The sequence below is a fragment of the Saccharothrix sabaoui genome (assembly GCF_051756985.1).
GTDB lineage: Bacteria > Actinomycetota > Actinomycetes > Mycobacteriales > Pseudonocardiaceae > Actinosynnema.
Genome location: NZ_JBPKJK010000015.1, coordinates 18,844 through 36,324, shown reverse-complemented (window position 1 = coordinate 36,324; position 17,481 = coordinate 18,844). Strand labels below are relative to the sequence as shown.

At 72.8% G+C, this 17,481-nt stretch carries 8 protein-coding genes; 3 read left to right on the top strand and 5 right to left on the bottom strand.

All coding sequences use genetic code 11. From position 1 onward, the window contains the following. Nucleotides 1-279: 279 nt before the first annotated feature. The 3 genes from ACR807_RS07040 to ccrA are packed head-to-tail and all read right to left on the bottom strand — an operon-like array spanning nt 280 to nt 3,466. On the bottom strand, nt 280-1,143 hold the full coding sequence (locus tag ACR807_RS07040; protein ID WP_438920449.1) for a 3-hydroxybutyryl-CoA dehydrogenase: 864 nt from the start codon (nt 1,141-1,143) through the stop codon (nt 280-282). Beyond that, on the bottom strand, nt 1,140-2,129 hold the full coding sequence (locus tag ACR807_RS07035) for a 3-oxoacyl-ACP synthase III family protein (protein WP_438920397.1): 990 nt from the start codon (nt 2,127-2,129) through the stop codon (nt 1,140-1,142). Before ACR807_RS07035 ends, ACR807_RS07040 begins: the two co-directional genes overlap by 4 nt. Further along, complete coding sequence (gene ccrA / locus ACR807_RS07030; protein WP_438920396.1) at nt 2,126-3,466, bottom strand: crotonyl-CoA carboxylase/reductase; 1,341 nt, start codon at nt 3,464-3,466, stop codon at nt 2,126-2,128. Before ccrA ends, ACR807_RS07035 begins: the two co-directional genes overlap by 4 nt. A gap of 278 nt (nt 3,467-3,744) precedes the next feature. Between ccrA and ACR807_RS07025 the strand changes: the two genes are divergently transcribed. Then, on the top strand, nt 3,745-4,659 hold the full coding sequence (locus ACR807_RS07025; RefSeq protein WP_438920448.1) for a phytanoyl-CoA dioxygenase family protein: 915 nt from the start codon (nt 3,745-3,747) through the stop codon (nt 4,657-4,659). 50 nt (nt 4,660-4,709) lie between these two features. Here ACR807_RS07025 and ACR807_RS07020 read toward each other — a convergent pair whose 3' ends face one another. Beyond that, entirely contained in the window at nt 4,710-5,981 is a 1,272-nt protein-coding gene (locus ACR807_RS07020; protein ID WP_438920395.1) for an MFS transporter, read from the bottom strand. Between the two features lie 184 nt (nt 5,982-6,165). Between ACR807_RS07020 and ACR807_RS07015 the strand changes: the two genes are divergently transcribed. Then, the gene (locus tag ACR807_RS07015; RefSeq protein WP_438920394.1) at nt 6,166-7,170 is read left to right on the top strand and encodes a cysteine synthase family protein; all 1,005 of its coding nucleotides are present in this window, start codon (nt 6,166-6,168) and stop codon (nt 7,168-7,170) included. After that, complete coding sequence (locus ACR807_RS07010; protein ID WP_438920393.1) at nt 7,155-8,372, top strand: ATP-grasp domain-containing protein; 1,218 nt, start codon at nt 7,155-7,157, stop codon at nt 8,370-8,372. Before ACR807_RS07015 ends, ACR807_RS07010 begins: the two co-directional genes overlap by 16 nt. A 377-nt stretch (nt 8,373-8,749) precedes the next feature. Here ACR807_RS07010 and ACR807_RS07005 read toward each other — a convergent pair whose 3' ends face one another. Continuing rightward, on the bottom strand, nt 8,750-17,464 hold the full coding sequence (locus tag ACR807_RS07005; protein WP_438920392.1) for a non-ribosomal peptide synthetase: 8,715 nt from the start codon (nt 17,462-17,464) through the stop codon (nt 8,750-8,752). Nucleotides 17,465-17,481 lie beyond the last annotated feature (17 nt).

Genomic DNA, 17,481 nt, shown 5'->3' with positions numbered 1-17,481 from the left:
GGGACGAACGTGCTCCGGGCCCGCTGTTCCGGAGCCACACGTGGACAACCCGGTCCGCTGCTGTCGGGAGCAGGCGGGCCGCACCGTCGCGGCACACGCGCGCCGACGTGGCGCCTGCCGATCGGCGGGCGGCGTGGCGTCGAGCGACGTCCGCCGCCACGCTCGGGGCAGGCAGCGGCAGGAGGGGATGGGTGCGGTCACGCGCGGCGGTCGTCCCGGGGTATCGGCTGTCGCACCCGGTGGGCGGGCGGTGCCCACCGGGTGCGGGAAAGCCTCGTGTCACCCGTACCGGTAAAAGCCGTGACCGGCCTTCCTGCCCAGTCGTCCCGCGTCGACCATTCGCGACAGCAGCGGCGGCGGGGCGTAGAGCGGTTCCTTGAACTCGTCGTAGAGCGCGCACCCGACGGCCGCGACGACGTCGAGGCCGATCAGGTCGATGAGCCGCAGAGGACCCATCGGGTGGGCGCAGCCCAGCTCCATACCCGCGTCGACGGTCTCCGCGTCCGCCGCGCCGGACTCGACCATCCGGACAGCCGCGAGCAGGTAGGGCACGAGCAGGGCGTTGACGACGAACCCCGCCCGGTCCCGGGACCAGATGACCCGCTTGCGGAGCACGTCGGTGACGAACGATTCGGTGCGGAGCCTGGTCCGGTCGTCGGTGAGCAGGCAGGCGGTCAGCTCGACCAGTGGCATGGAGGGGACGGGGTTGAAGAAGTGCACCCCGATGAACCGCTCGGGGTGCTCCAGGCCCCGGGCCAGCCGCACGATCGGGATCGACGAGGTGGTGGACGCCACCACCGCGTCCGTCGACCCGACCGCCGCGGACACCTGCTTGAGAACGGCCAGCTTCTCGATCTCGCTCTCCTGCACCGCTTCGACCACGAAGTGGCAGTCCGCGAGGGCCGCGTAGTCGTGGCCGACGTCGATGCGGGCCGCGACGGCTGCCGCGTCCCCGGCGTCGAGCTGGCCCTTGGCGACCCGCCGGTCGAGACCGGCCTCGACTCGTTTCCGGCCGCGCGCCGCCGATGCTGGGTTCGTCACGACGACCACCACTTCCAACCCCGACTCCGCGCACAGACCGGCGATCCCGGCGCCCATGGTGCCGCAGCCGACGACGCCGACGCGCCGCACTTCCCCGGTCAGCACGGGCCGGCCCAGCGCAGCAGGCAGGACGCCGTGGCCATGCCGCCGCCGAACGCGGACAGCAGCACCAGGTCGCCGGGGGTGATGGCGCCGGACCGGTGCGCGGCGTCGAGTGTGATCGGCGTAGCGGCGCTGCCGGTGTTGCCGTAGCGCTCCAGGGTGCGGTGCACCTCGGCGTTCGGCAGTGGCAGCAGCGCCACGAGGTCGTCCAGCATGGGGCCGTTGGGCTGGTGCGGGACGAGGTGGGCGACGTCGGCCCAGTCGGTGTCGTGCTCCTTGAGCAGATCGCGGATGGTGTCGGGCACGGTGGCGAGGACGAACTCCTTGACGCTGCGTCCCTCCATGTGCACGAGGTGCGCGCCGGAGTCGACGGTGTCGTGGCTCGTGGGCAGTCTGCTGCCGCCCGCGGGAACGCGGATGAGGCCGGCGGCGTCACCACGGCTGCGCAGGTCGAACCCGAGGAACCCGGTGTCGTCGGGCACCTCGCCGACCACGACGGCGCCGGCGCCGTCGCCGAACAGCACAGCGGTGCGCCGGTCGCCGGTGTTGAGGGAGCGGGAGTACAGGTCGGCGGCGACCACGGCCGCGCGGGCACCGGGCTTGGCCGCCACCAGCGCCCGGGCGACGGCGAGGGCGAAGACGAACCCGCTGCACACCACGTTCATGTCGAAGCAGGCCGCCCGCCACGTCCCGACCGCCGACTGCACCCGGTAGGACGTGGGTGGCTGCGGGGAGTCGCCCGTGGACGTCGCGACGACGAGGTAGTCCAGCTCCTCCGGCAGGACGCCGGACTGCTCGAGCGCTGCCCGCAGAGCGCCGGCGGCCAGATCGGAGGTGGCCTGGTGCGGCAGCGCGTAGCGACGGGTCCGGATGTGGGTCTTGCGGATGATCCAGTCGGGGGTGGTCCCCGCGGCCGCGGCGATGCCGTCGTTGCCGATCTCGTTGTCGGGCAGGTACGAACCGGTGCCGAGGATGCCGGTGCTCACACCGCCACCTCCGCCCGCGCCGGGCGCAGCGGGTTGAGCCACTCCTCGCCGAGGCGGTGCCGGGTCACCGGGTCGGTCACACCGAGCCCCGCGCGCGGCGCCAGGGCGAGCACCGCGACCTTGCCGGTGTGCCCGTTGACCTGCACCAGTCGAGCGGCCTCGGCCACCTGGTCGAGGGGGTAGACGGCCGACACCACCGGGGCGAGCATGCCCAGCCGGTAGAGCCGCATCACCTCGTCGGCCTCGGCGAGGTTCGAGCCGTGGCTGCCGATGATGCGTTTGAGGTTCATCCACAGGTAGCGGTTGTCGAACACGTGCTCGTAGCCGGTGGTGGAGCCGCAGGTGACGATCGTGCCGCCGCGTCGGGCCACCAGCACGGAGATGCCGAAGGTGGCCCGGCCGACGTGGTCGAACACCACGTGCGGGTCCTCTCCCACCAGTGCGCGCACCGCCTTCCCCAAGCGCTTGCCCGCCCTGACCGTGTCCTCGGCGGTGGCGGCGTGGCCCAGGCCGATCTCAGCGCGGTTGACCACGTGTTCGCAGCCCAGGCGTCGCAGCAGGGCAGCCTTGTCGTCGGAGCCGACCACCCCGACGGGGATGGCTCCGGCGTTGTTCACCAACTGCACGGCGTGCGCTCCGAGCCCACCGGCCGCACCCCAGATCAGCACGACGTCGCCCTGCTTGATGCGCGCTCCGCGGTCGCTCACCAGCATCCGGTAGGCGGTACCGCCGCACAACAGGATCGACGCGGTCTCCTCCCACGTCAGGTGCGCCGGTTTCGGGACCAGTTGCGTGGCGCGCACGACCGCGTAGTGGGCGAGTCCGCCGAAGTTCGTTTCGTAGCCCCAGGCCCTGTGCTCGCTCAGCATGGCGTCGGCGTGCGTCGCGGGGTCCTGGTCGTCGACGTACACCGGGCTGACCGCGACGTGGTCGCCCACGCGCCAGCGGCGGACCCCGTCGCCGATCCGCACGACGACGCCCGCCGCGTCCGACCCCACCACCTGGTAGGGCCGATCGTGCCTGGCCAGGTACCCGCCGCCCCGGGCCAGCTTCCGCATCATGTCGAAGGGGGACACCGGGCTGAAGGTCGACTGCCACACGGTGTTGTAGTTGATTGAAGCGGCCATGACGGCCACGAGCACCTCGTCCGGCGCCAGTTCGGGCATCGGTACCCGACCGACTCGCACGGTGCGCCGCACATCGCGGTCAGGCGCGTCGACGAAGATCCCCGCGTCGGACTCGCGCAGGTGCGCGGCCAGGTAGTCGGCGGGTACCGGGGCTGCCGCCAGGTCGTCCGGACCAGCATCGTCCAGTACCGCCCGGGTAAGCGGGTCCATTTGCCGCTCCTCGATCTCGGAATTCACGGATCGCCGTCCCGTGCCTGGCACGGGCAGGCTTCGCGGTTTCCCCGAGAATAAGACCGGCACCTATTCTCGGACTATTCGGGGACCGGAATAGCGTGCGGACAGCGGCCTGATGGGCGATCGGGTCACACTGTGGGGACCGTCAGACCGACCGACAACGGGAGAGGTGGCGCGCCGGAGTCGGGCGTGTTCTGCTCCTGCGCGGGCTTCCGGCACCCAAGATAGGCGGTTGAAATCCTGTGTTGAGCCATGTGACCGTTTCCCATTTTCGTACGTTCGGGTTCGTCGTCCTGCGCGGACTGCTGTCCCCCGAGGAAGCCGAGCGGCTGCGCGTCGAAGCTGAGGCCGCGGTCGACGACGCGTACGGCGGCGAGGCGTCCAACGATGATCTCGCAGTGGCCGACGCGCCCGCGTTCGACGTGCCGACGATGTCGGACAGGACTCCGTTCGCGGCGGGCCTGGTCGCCGACGACCCGAGGTTCTGGCAGGCGTCGCAGTACCTGATGGGCCGCGCGACGGTGCCGACCAACGGCGAGGTGACCTGCTTCCGGGCCAACGCCCGCTGGCACGCCGACATGACGTCCGAGGTGCAGGGCGTGAAGTTCATGGCGTACCTGGAGCCGTGCACGCCGGACTCGGGCCAGATGCAGGTGCTCCCCGGGTCGCACCGGGCGGCGGCGGGCCCGGAGTTCGCCGACTACCTGCGCCAGGACCCGTGCAGGCAGGGGTTCCCGGCCGACCTCGACGACTGGCCGGTGCCGGCGTACGGCATCGACACCGAGCCCGGTGACGTGATCGCCTTCCACTCGAACCTGCTGCACTCGTCGGTGGGCGGGCGGCGCCGGATGGCGTGGGACGTCTACTACTTCGCCGACCCGGCGTTGGAGGGCGCTCAGCGCAGTGAGGAGATCCGCGACGCGATCCTGCACATCGGCGACTACGGCGGTCACCCGTTGGACCACGAGAAGTGGTCCGTCTGGCGGGACTGGCTGGTGGGCGTGAAAACCAGCACGGCCAGGAGCACGGCGGCGAACCGGCTGAAGCGGTTGGGGGTGCTCGACGTCGAGGGCGCGGCGATCGGCACCCCGGAGTGGCAGCCCAGGCTCACGAAGCCCGCCACCGTGTGGGTGTCGGGGGCACCGCCGAGGCGCCGGGCGCGCCGTTGATGGCCGTCGTCCCGGGGCGCGGGAGGTCGTCTCGTGCCCCGGGACGACGGTCAGCCCTGGTCGGCCCGTCGTTCCGCGGAGTCCAGGGCGTCGTTGTTGACGACGATCATGCCGATGAGGACGCTGAGGGCGAGCAGGGCCATCACGGCGAACACCGCGCGCAGGCCGATGAGCTGGCCGAGCAGACCGCCGGCGGCCGCGCCGAGCGGTTGGGTGCCGTAGGCGATGAAGCGGTGCGCGCTGCCGACCCGACCGAGCAGGCGGTCCGGCACCACGCGCTGCCTGAACGACACCATGATGATGTTCGACGTGATGATGCCGGCGCCGCCGAGGAAGAAGCCGATGCCCACCAGCAGCGGCTCCGTCGTCAGCGCCGGGGCGCCGACCAGCAGCGTGCCGGTGGCGAACGACACCACCAGGGCTCGGGTGCGACCCAGCAGTGCCACGAGCCCGGGCGCGGCGAGGGACCCGGCCACGCTGCCTGCCGCCGTCGTGGCCAGCAGCAGGCCGAACACCACCTCCGGCAGGCGCATCGCGGACGCCTCGCCGACCGCGTAGAGGACGAACACCGCGGACGTGGCCGTGGTGGCGAAGTTGAACACGGCGACCATCGCCGTGAACGTCCGCAGCACCTTCTGCCGCCACAGGAACCGCAGCCCTTCGGCGATGTCGGCGCGCATCGACGTGCGCTGCCCGGTCTCGCGCTCGGGCCGGAACGCGCCGCGCACCAGCAGCAGCACCCCGACCGAGGACAGCCACATTGCCGCGGGTGCGGCGAAGGCAGCGACCGCGCCCGCGGCCACGAGGAGCCCGGCCAGCGGTGGGCCCACGAACTCGTTGGCCGACAACTCCACCGCGTACAGCCGCCCGTTGGCCCGGGGGAGGTGGTCCTTGGCCACGACCCGGGGGACGATGGACTGCGCCGACAGGTCGTGGACGGTCTCGGCGGCCCCGGTCGCGAACGCGACGCCGTAGAGCAGCCAGACCGACCCGACGCCGGTCACGGCCGTCACGGCGAGCGCGGCGAGCAGGCAGGCCCGGGCGGTGTTGGCCGCGACCATCGCCCGGCGTCGGTCCAACCGGTCCACGAGCATCCCGGACGGCAGCGCGAACAGCAGCCACGGGAGGTAGAAGGCCACCGTCATGCCCGCGATCAGCACCGGAGACCTCGTGTAGGCCACGGCGATCAGCGGAAAACCGACCTTCACCACGCCGTCGGCGATGTTCGACAATCCGGCGGAGGCCCACAACCGCCAGAAATTCCCGCCAAGGGCGGTCGACGGCCGGAGGGGTTTCCCCGCAGCTGAGTCGTTGTTCGTCATGGGCCAGTACTAGCACACAGCCGGGTGGTGATCCGGCGAATTCGGGTGTACGTCGTGAAAAGAAACACTGATGGACCTGTGGACGACGATTGTGGCGGATCGCTGCCTGCCCGCAGAAGCGCGTGTGGAGAGGAACGGAATGCGGTACGAGACTGTCATCGAGGCCATTGGGAACACTCCGCTCGTGCGGTTGGCCGACACCGGCGCCGTGCGAGTGGAGATGTACGCGAAGTTGGAGATGCAGAACGCGTTCGCGATGAAGGACCGGGTGGCGCGGCAGATCATCCTGCGCGCCCGCCGGAGCGGCGAACTCCGACCGGGTGACCCGATCATCGAAAGCTCGTCGGGGACGATGGCGCTGGGTGTCGCGCTGGTCGGCAGGGCACTGGGGCACCCGGTGCACATCGTGACGGACCCGCGCACCGACCCGGTCACCCTGGCCAAGCTCACCGCCCTGGGCTGCGCGGTGGACGTGGTGTCCTCGATGTCGGCGCACGGCTGGCAGAGCGCCCGGCTGGAACGGCTGGAGCAGTTGCGCCGAGAACTCGGCGGTGCGTTCTGGCCCATGCAGTACAGCAACCCGGACAACCCGGCGGCCTACGCCGGCCTGGCCGACGAATTGCTGGCCGAGCTGGATCGCGTGGACGTCCTGGTCGGCTCGGTGGGCAGCGGCGGGTCGCTGTGCGGAACCTCGCGAGCGCTGCGCCGGCACCTGCCGGAGCTGTGGGTGGTCGGCGTGGACAGCGTCGGCAGCGTCCTGTTCGGACAACCGGACACGCCCGGGCGGTTGCAGAGCGGCCTGGGCAACAGCATGGTGCCCGCCAACCTCGACCAGTCGGTGGTGGACGAGGTGCACTGGCTCAACGACCGCGAGGCGTTCGCCGCGACCCGGCTGCTGGCCCGTGAACAGCAGTTGTTCGCGGGCAACACCTCCGGGTCGGTGTACCGGGTCATGACGCACGTGGCGCGCCGGTCCCGCCCGGGCACCAGGGTCGTCGGCATTTTCGCGGACCGGGGCGACCGGTACGTCGACACGGTCTACAGCGACGCGCACTGGGAGGAGCACGACCTGGGCCGGCGGCCGGACCGCGCGGAGCCCGACACGGTGAGGTACGGCGAGCCGGTGGCGGCGTGGTCGCGCAGCTACCTGTCACGGCCCGCGGAGGAGGCCGCGTGCGAGCTCGCCTGATCTTCGTCGAATCCAACACCACGGGGTCCGGGATGCTCGCGCTCGGCACCGCCCACCGGATGGGCCTCCGGCCGGTGTTGTTGACCGGCGCACCGCAGCGGTACGCCGGCCTGGGTGGCGCACCGGCCGATGTGGTCCTGTGCGACACGAACTCGCCGGACGCCCTGGCCTGGACGGTCGCCGCGCTGGGCGAGGTCGCGGGGGTCACCACGACCAGCGAGTACTTCCTGCCGGCCGTCGCCGGTCTGGTCACCCGCTTGGGACTGCGCGGCAACCCGCCGGACGCGGTGACCCGTTGCCGCGACAAGGCCCGTACCCGGACGGCGTTGGCAGCGGCCGGCGTCGGTCAACCCCGCTTCGCCGTGGTGCGCGACCCGTCGGAGGCCGCCGCCGCGGTCGCCGTGACGGGGTTGCCGTCCGTGGTGAAGCCGGTGGACGAGTCCGGTTCACAGGATGTGCTCCTCTGCGGGTCGGTGTCGGAGGTCCGGGCGCACCTCGGCCGGGTGCTGGCACGTCGGGTGAACGCGCGGGGCCAACGGACCTCGGGTACCGCGCTGGTCGAGGAGTACCTGGACGCCCCGGAGTACAGCGTCGAGACGTTCGCGGTCGATGGTCGCACCGGGATCGTCGGGATCACCGCCAAGCAGGTCGGTGGCAGCCCGTACTTCGTGGAGACCGGCCACTGCTTCCCCGCGGTGCTCCCCCCGGGCACCGCACGGCGCGTGGTGTCCGAGGTGACCCGCGCCCTGGCGGTGCTGGGCCTGCGGCACGGCCCGGCGCACACCGAGGTCCGGGTTCTGCCCGACCGGGTGGCCGTGATCGAGGTCAACGCGCGCCTCGCGGGCGGCATGATCCCCGAACTGGTCCGGCTGGCGGGCGGCGCGGACCTGCTGGAGCAGCAGATCCGCGCCGCCGTCGGCCTCCCGGTGGAGCAGCTGCGCGACCCGACGCGGTTCGCGGCCATCGGCTTCGTCACGGCAGCCGCGCCCGGAACCGTCACAGCGGTGGTGGGCGCGGCCGAAGCCGGTGCCCTGCCCGGCGTGGTGCGGGTGACCGTGACGGCGGAGCCGGGAAGGCCGGTGGTCCCGGCCCGCAACGCCCATGAACGCCTGGGACACGTCATCGCCGTCGCCCCGAACGCGTCCGAGGTCCGAGCGGCTGTGCGGAAGGCATTGGGGCTGATCCAGGTGCGCACCGGTTAACGGGGGTTTGTCGGGTCGGCCGAACGGCCCGCCGGCGCGGCTGAGCCCACCGACTACGGCCGGCCCCCGGCGTCCGGTGCCACCTCCGACACCTGTTCGAGGTCTGGACCGGCCGATGCCCCACCTGCGGACGACCTGTCCGGACCACAGCGGTCCAACACCCCCGACGACACCCGGCGAAGTCCCACTGACGCGTCGGCCACGAACCCGCACCGGGTCGGGACGCGCCGGAGGGACCCGGGCACGGGACCCGGTGCCGGCTGGGCGCGGTGCGCCGGTCCGCCGAGCGAGGGCTCGGCACGACCACACGGGGGGACGATCCGTGCAACCGGCGGACCGGTCCTGCCGCTTCGGTGCGGCAGGCCCGGTCCGCCGGTTCACCGGTCCGAGTGGTCGATCCAGACACGGAGCCCGAGGTCGACGTGGATCAGGAGGTCGGTCAGGAACTCGTTGCCGGACTCACCGTTGGTCATCACCACCAGGCCCGCGCCCGTCTCCAGACCCGCCGCGGTGTGAGCGCGGTAACCCGCGGTCTCGCCGGAGTGGCCGTACCAGCGGGTGCCGTCGGAGGAGCGGGCCACCGTGCCCAGCCCGTAGGTGGTGCCGGGGAGCGGGGTGATCAGGTCGAGCGCGCCGGCGCGGTCGAGGACGTGGCCGTCGCCGTCGACGGCGCGGTGGAGTTCGGCGACGATCTTGGCGAGGTCGCCTGCGGTCGACCACAGGCCGCCCGCTGCTGCGGGGTACCTCCTCCTGCGGCCGGGGATCGGGTCGCCGGTCGTGGTGTGGCCGTCGGCTACGGAGTCGGGACGGGTGGCCAGGAAGGTTTCGCCGTAACCGCTGTCGCGCATGTCGAGGGGATCGAACACCAGCTCGCGGGCCAAGTCCCGGAAAGGGGCGCCGGTGACGTCGGTGAGGACCTGCTCGACGATCAGGTAGTGGGTGCCCGAGTAGCGGAACCGGTCGCCGGTCGGGAATTCCTGGCCGGCGGAGGCGGTCGAGACGCCCCGGCCGGTCAGGAGGTCCGAGACCGTCAGGTCGGGGCCGCCCGGCTCCACGGCCCACTCCCCGTCGAAGGCGTCCTGGGTCAGGCCTGCCGTGTGCGACAGCAAGGCGCGCAGGGTGACCGGGCGGGCCGGGTCGACCGGTGGGAGCCGCGTGCCGCGCAGCAGGAGTGCCACGTCCTCATCCAGGTCCAGCACGCCCTCGGCGGCCAGTCGGGTGGTGACGATGGCGGCCACGTGCTTGCTGACGGAGCCCGCCTGGAACACGGTGCCCGGGTGGACCCGGGCACCCGTGGCGGACGCGGCGATCCCTTCGCCCCACGCGGCCACGACCTCGCTGCCGTCGACCAGCGCCAGGCTCACCCCGGGGACGCGGTGCCTGGCCAGCGCCAACCCGGTGGCGGGTAGCCACGGGGACAGCCGTTCGAGGAATCGGCGCTGCGGCGGTGACGGGGTGTCCGCGGTCGAAGCCCGCCTCCGGTGCTCCACCAGGCGCTGCACCGCGGCGACGAAGGTGTCGGCCAGGTGTGCCGCTTCGGCGGCGTCGGCGGTGGAGTGGGTCCAGTTCACCCGGAACGCGCCGTCCACGACGGCGACGTCGACCTCGAACCGGTGGGGCATGACGCCGTCCGGGTCCACCAGCACGCCGGGGACCTCGCCGACCCGCACGAAGTGGCCTGATCGGGATGAGGTCCGCACCTGGCCGTGGTAGTTGAACAGGCACGGTGCCGGGGTCGGGCGCGGACCGCCCGGGTAGCGGGCAAGGCCGTGGCCGATCCCGCGGTGCGGAGTGGAGGCCAGGTGTTCCCGCACTGTGGCGAGTGCCGCACCCGGGTCGTCGGGCACGCGCGCGGTCAGCGGGTGGATCGTGGTGAACCAGCCGACGGTGCGGCTGAGGTCGACGTCGTCGAAGAGCGGTTCGCGGCCGTGGCCCTCCACGTCCACCCGGACGTCCCGGGTGCCGGAGTGATCGGCCATGGTCTGCGCGAGCGAGGCGAGCAGCAGGTCCTCGACCCGGTGCCCGTTCCCGGCGGACCGCAGGAGGGCCGCGGTGCCCTCGTGGTCGAGGGCGCGGGTGAGCGTGGTCGCGGTCCGCCGGGGCGCCGGTGTTCCCCCCGGGAGGTCCGGTTCCGGCAGTCGCCAGTACGCCGCCTCGTCGGCGAAGTCCGAGGACCCGGCCCACTCCGCCAACCGCCGCGCCCACGCGCGGAACGAGGTGGTCTTCGCGGGAAGGAGCACGGGCTCGCCCCGGAGGCCCTGGTCGTAGGCCGTGCCCAAGTCGTCGAGCAGGACGCCCCACGACACGGAGTCCACGGCCAGGTGGTGGACGGTGACGATCACCTCGTCGGCGCCGTCCCCGCCGACGACCGCCAACGCCCGCAGCAGCGGACCGGTGCGCACGTCGAGCCCTCGGTGCATCTCGGAAGCCGCGTGCTCGACCGCGGCGGCGGCTGCGGCGGTGCCCAGCCCGCCGATGTCGAGCACGGTCAGCGCAGTGCCTTCCCGAGGTGCTGCGACCGTGAGGTGCCAGTCGGTCGAACGGGCCAGTCGCAGTCGCAGGGCGTCGTGGTGGACGGTCAGCGCGGCGAGGGCGGATCGCAGCGGGTCGAGGGCCACCGGGCCCTCCCAGCGCAGGCGGACGGCCTGGTTGTAGTGGTCCAACGGGACACCGAGCCCGGTGAACCAGTGCAAGATCGGTGTCAACGGCGCGTCCCCGGTGACCACGCCCTGCTCGGCGTCGACCCCGCCACCTCCCGGCGTCTCCGCGGCCAGCTCGGCGATCGTCGGGGTGGCCGCCACCATGCGGGGTGTCACCGACAGTCCGACCCGGCGGGCACCGACCGCGGCCTGGATGGCCAGGATCGAATCGCCGCCGAGGTCGAAGAAGTTGTCGTGCACACCGATCCCGGCCACCCCGAGCACCTCGGACCACACCTCCGCGAGCGCGTGTTCGGCCGCGGTTCTCGGGGCGGTGAAACCGGTCTGGAGGTCAGGTCGTTCCCCGTCGGGTACCGGCAGTGCGGCGCGGTCGACCTTCCCGTTGGGGTTCAACGGGATTCGCGCCACGGGCACGAACACCGAGGGGATCATGTGGTCCGGTAGCAGCACGCGCAGGTGTGCCCGCAGTTCCGACGTGGTGGGAGGGGCGCCCGACGCCGCGTGGACGTACGCGGCGAGCCGCTTCCCGCCGCCGGGTTCATCCAGGGAGACGACGACGGCCTGGGTCACCCGGGGGTGGGTGTCCAAGGCCGCCTCGACCTCGCCGAGCTCCACCCGGAAGCCGCGCACCTTGACCTGGTGGTCGAGCCTGCCCAAGAACTCCAGCCCGCCGTCGGGCGTCCGGCGGACGAGGTCCCCGGTGCGGTACAGCCTGCCGCCCGGCGGTCCGAAGGGGTCGGGCACGAACCGCCGGGCGGTGAGACCGGGGCGCCGGTGGTAGCCGCGCCCGACGCTCGCACCCGCCAGACAGGCCTCACCGGGTACGCCGATGGGCACCGGCGCGCCGTCGGCGTCCAGGACGTGGACGGCGGTGTTGGCGATGGGCCTGCCGACCGACACCGCGGGTGCGTCCGGGTCGGCGAACCAGGCGGTGGAGTCCACCGACACCTCGGTGGCGCCGTAGAGGTTGATCAGGGCCGTGCCGGGACACCGGCGGGCGGTCTCGGCCACCAGATCGGTGGTGAGCGCCTCGGCACTGGCGAACAGCCACCGCAGCGGCAACGGCCGTGTCACCGCAGGCATCACCATGCGCAGGATGGACGGCACCAGGTGGGCGGCGGTGATGCCCTCCTCGACCACCACGTCCACGATGTAGCCGGGGTCGCGGTAGCCGTCGGCCTTGGCGAGCACGACGGTCGCGCCCCGGCTGAACGGCCAGAACATCTCGTAGACGGAGATGTCGAAGCTCAACCCGGCGAGTTGCAGGACCTTGTCACCGGGGTCCAGGGGGAACGTGGTCGCCATCCACCACACGTAGTTGACGATGCCCCGGTGACGGATCAGCGTGCCCTTCGGCCTGCCGGTGGACCCGGAGGTGTAGATCACGTACGACAACGCCTCCGGAACCGTCGTCCGGGGCGGCCGGTGTGCCGGCTGCGCGTTGATCGCGGCCCGCTCGGCGCGGTCGTCCAAGCACAGCACCCGTCCGCTGTCCCCGGGCAGCAGGTCGGCGAGAGCGGACTCGGTGAGCACCACCCGCGCGCCGCTGTCGGCGAGCATGTGCTCCAAGCGCTCGCGCGGGTAGTCCGGGTCCAGCGGTACGTACGCGCCGCCCGCCTTGAGCACGCCCAGTACGGCCACGACCGCGTCCACGCCGCGCTCCAGCATGATCCCCACCAGCGTCTCCGGACGCACGCCGAGTTCCCGCAGGCGGTGCGCGAGCCGGTTCGCCCGCGCCTCCAGCTCGGCGTAGGTCGTGGCCGTGCCCTCGTCACGCACGGCCACGGCCGTCGGAGCGCGGTCGGCGGCCCGCTCGAAGAGTTGGTGCAGGCAGAGGTCGTTCGGGAAGGGGGTGTCGGTGTCGTTGACCTGGCGGACCACCGCGTCCCACTCTTCATCGGGCAGTGGGGCGAGGTCGGAGAGCAGGGAGCCGGACCGGCCGGCGTGCTCGGCCAGTTCGGTGAGGAGGGCGCTGAAGTGGGCGGCGAGCCTGCGGGCGGCGTCCGGGGCAAGCCGGTCGGTGTGGTAGTCGAGGCGGAACCGCAGCCCCTCCCGCCGGCCCACGTTCATGACCACCGGGTACTCGGTCTTCTCCCAGGACCCCGCGGGCACGGCGCCGGTCGCCGGATCGGTGTGGTGGCCCTCCACCATGAGGACGGTGTCGAACAGGGCGGTACCTGGTGGCAGCCCGCTCTCCCGCTGGATCCGCGTCAGCGAGTGGTGGTCGTGGTCCCATGACCGGGTGACCTGGTCGTGGGTCGTGCGCAGCCAGGCGGCGACCGGGGTCCGGGCGTCGACCCGGACCCGCACCGGCACGGTGTTGATGAGCAGGCCGACGACCCGGTCGATGCCGGGCAGGTCGCCGGACCGCCCCGTCGTCGTCGACCCGAAGACGACGTCACCGCTCCCGCAGTGGCGGCTGACCAGCAGACCCCACGCGGCGTGCACGACGGAGCCGAAGGTGATCCGCTCCCGCCGCGCCAGCTCGACCAGGCGGTCGGTGACCGCGGGCGTCACCTCGCCGGTCAGGAAGGCGACGTCGTGGTCACCGCCCCGGTCGGAGAGCACGGCGAGCCGGGTGGGGGTGGTGACGTCGGCGAGCAGGTCGCGCCAGTACGTGTCCTCGGAGCCGGCCAGCTCGCGCAACCGGTGGACGTAGTCGGGGAACGCGACCGGTTCGGGCAGCTGCGGCAGCACTCCGGCGGCGCGCAGCACGCGCAGGGTCGTCACCAGTTCGTTCACCACCAGGCGCACGCTCCACCCGTCGAGCAGGGAGTGGTGCCCGTGCAGGATGAGCAGGGCGTCGTGGGCGAGGTGCACCAGGTCGAGCCGGAACGGGGGTCGCCGCACCAGGTCCACGCCGCGGGCACGCTCCTCGGTGAGGTGCCGGGTGAGGCGGGCGGCGACGTCGTCGGCGGCGCTGTCCCGCCAGTCGAGGTCGCGGAACGCCGCCTGGACCGCGGTCCGCACGACCTGCACCGGCTCCGGGCGGTCCCGCCACGCGAAGGTCGTGCGCAAGGCGGCGTGCCGGTCGACCACGTGCTGCCAGGCGCGGCGCACCAGATCCGGTTCGGCGGGCTCGTCCAGCGTGTACGCGAACTGGACGACGTAGTCCGTGCTGCCCGGCTCGAACAGGGCGGTGGCCAGCATGCCCGCTTGCAGGGGCGACAACGGGTGGCTCTCCTCGGCCGGGACGGTATCGGCGACGGCGCTCGGGGTGAGCGGTTCGGCGACGGCGGCCAGCTCGGCCAAGGTCGTGCGGGTGAGGACCTGGGTCGGGGTGACCCGCAGACCTGCCTTCGCGGCACCCGAGACGACCAGGATGGCCATCAGGGAGTCGCCGCCGATGTCGAAGAAGTTGTCCGCGGGCGAGACCGCGGCCCGACCCAGCACTGACGCCCACACCCGTGCGAGCACCTGCTCGGCGTCGGTGCCCGGGACCGTCGGCACCGGGTCAACGGCGGCCGCGGGGTCGGCGGCGAGTGCCGCGGCGAGGGCACGGCGGTCGGTCTTGCCATTGGGGGTCAACGGCATCCGGTCGAGGAGCACGATCCTGCTCGGCACGAGGAAAGGCGGCAGGCGGTCGGCCAGGTGGCGACGCAGCTCCGGTTCCAGCCGATCGCCCCTGTCGACGGGCACCACGTGCGCGGCGAGCCGCAGCGCCCCATCGGGGCCGCCGAACGTGGTGACGGAGGCTTCCCGGACTCGGGGGTGGGCCAGCAGCGCGACCTCCAGCTCGCCCGGCTCGACGCGGTGGCCGCGCACCTTGACCTGGCTGTCGATGCGGCCCCGCAGGTCGAGGGCACCGTCGGAGCGGAAGCGGGCGCGATCGCCGGTCCGGTACATCCGGGCGCCGGGCGGCCCGTAGGGGTCGGGTACGAAGGTGCGGGCGGTCAAGCCCGGGCGGCCGTGGTAACCGCGCGCGACACCGTGGCCCGCGACGTACAGCTCGCCGAGGGCGCCGGGAGGAACCGGGTCGAGGGTGTCGCCGAGCAGGTGGACCCGGGTGTTGGCGGTGGGGGTGCCGATGAGCGTGGTCGGTGTGTGCCCGGTCAGGTCGGCATAGGTGGCGAAGACCGTGATCTCGGTGGGGCCGTAGGCGTTGACCAGCCGTCCGGAGAAGTCCGCGATCCGGGCCGCCATCGGCGGCGGCATCGCTTCGCCCACGGTGACCGCCATCTTCAGCGGCCCGTCGAAGCCTGCCGCGAGCAGCAACCGCCACCCGGCCGGGGTGGCCTGGACGTGGGTGACGCCGTGTTCCCGGATCGCCCGCGCGCGTACGGCGCCGTCGGCGTGGCCGGAGTCCGGTGACACCACGACCGTGCCCCCTGTGATCAGGGGCAGGAACAGCTCCACGGTGGACGGGTCGGAGTTCGGCGACGTGGCCAGCAACCACCGGTCGGTGGGGCCGGAACGCAGGTGGTCGCGTGCGCCGAGCAAGAAGTTGGTCAGCCCGGTGTGGGTGATGTCGATGCCTTTTGGCCGCCCGGTGGATCCGGACGTGTGGATCACGTACGCGAGGTCGGTCGGGCGCGGTGGGCTCGGTGGGAGGGCTCCGTCCCTAGCTACACCGGAGAACTCCAGGACGCGCGCGATCCCGAGGGCTGGGTGGTCCGCTCCGTCGTCGGTGACCACGACCCGGGCACCGGCGTCCTCGGCGAGGAACGCGAGCCGAGCCGCCGGGTAGCCGGGATCGAGCGGGACGTACGCCGCGCCCGCCTTGAGCACGCCGAGGATGGCCACCACCAGGTTGGCGCTCCTGGGCAGGCCCACCCCGACCACGTCGCCCCGGCGGACCGACGCGGCCCGCAGCCCGGCCGCGAAGGCGTCGGTGTGCCGGTCCAGCTCGGCGTAGGTCAGGGTGTGCCCTGCGGCCACGACGGCGGTCGCGGTCGGGCTGGCCGCGACCTGCGCGCGGAGGAGGTCCACGACCGTCCGGTCGAGGGGGTACGAACCGTCGTCCGGGTGGTCGGCCGTGTTGCGGGCCCAGTTCCCGGTGACCAGCGCGAGGTCGGCGGGTCCCATCACGGCGGCGGCGGTGACGGGTTCCCCGGGGTGTTCCGCCACGTGGGCGACGACGTTGCCCACGTACCGCAGCAGGCGCCGCGCGGTGCCGGTGTCGAACAGGTCGGTGGCGAAGTTCAGCGCCAGGTCGATCCCGTCGGTGCCGTTGACCGCCGTGAGTGCCAGGTCGACCTTGGCCGTGCGCTCGGTGAGCTGGACGACCGAGGCCCCGAGGCCGGGTACCTCCGCCGGGCGTTCGGCGGCTTCCAGGCACTGGTAGACGACCTGGTACAGCGGGCCGCGTCCCCGTTCGGCCGCCACCTGCTCGACGGTCACGTCGTGGTGGTCGAAGGCGGCGAGGACGGCGTCCTTCGCCCGGCGCAGCGCCTCGGTGAACACCGGTTCGCCGGTCAGGTCCACCGGCAGCGCGACCGGTGTGGCGAACAGGCCGACGATCGATTCGGTGGCGGTGTCACCGCGACCGGAGAGCAGGGACCCCACCGCGAACCGCTCCTGGCCCGAGCAGTGCCGCAACACGGCGGCGAAACAGGCGAGGAGCACCGTGTAGACGGTCGTTCCGCTGGTCGCCGCCACAGCGCGCACGGCGTCGGCCAGGTCGGCGGGGAGGGACTGCCTAACCGTGTCACCCCGGTGGGACGGCTCGCCGGGGCGGGGGCGGTCGGTGGGTAGTTCCAGCACCTCCGGGGTGTTCGCGAGCGCGGTCCGCCAGTGCGCGAGCTGCCGGTCGGCCAACCCGGCGGAGAGCCGGTCACGCTGCCACTGCGCGAAGTCGGCGTACCGCACGGGGCGGGAGGCCGCTTCGGGTGCGTCCCCGTCGAGCAGCGTGCGGTAGGCGACGTCCAGCTCGCGCAGGAGCAGGGCGCTCGACCAGTCGTCGGTGGCGATGTGGTGCGTGGTCAGGACCAGGACGTGGTCGTCCGGCGCGAGGGTGGCCAGCAGGGCGCGCAGGACCGGTCCACGTCGCAGGTCGAACGGCGTGGCGAACTCGGCCTCGGCGACGCGAACGGCCTCGGTCCAGCGCAGCGGCTCCGCGACGTCGCCCAAGTCGACGAAGCGCCACGGGACCTCCACGGTGTCGGCCACCACCTGGGTGGCCCCGGCCGGGTCCGGGTAGGTGGTGCGCAGGATGTCGTGCCTGGTCACCAGGGTGTCCAGCGCCCGACGGAGTGCGCTCACGTCCAGGGGGCGCCGGATCCGCAGGACCCTCGGTACGTTGTACAGCCCGGTGGCGGCTGAGAACTGGTGGGCGACCCACATGGCGTGCTGCACCGGGGACAGCGGCGCGGGGCCGGGCGGACGGGGCGGGATGCGGACCACCTCGGCCCGGCCGCCCGCGCCGCGCAGGCGGCGCAGTACGAGGTCCCGTTTGGCCTGGGCGAGCTGCGTCGCGCGGTCGGTGTCGGTCATCTGTGGCTCCCGGTCCG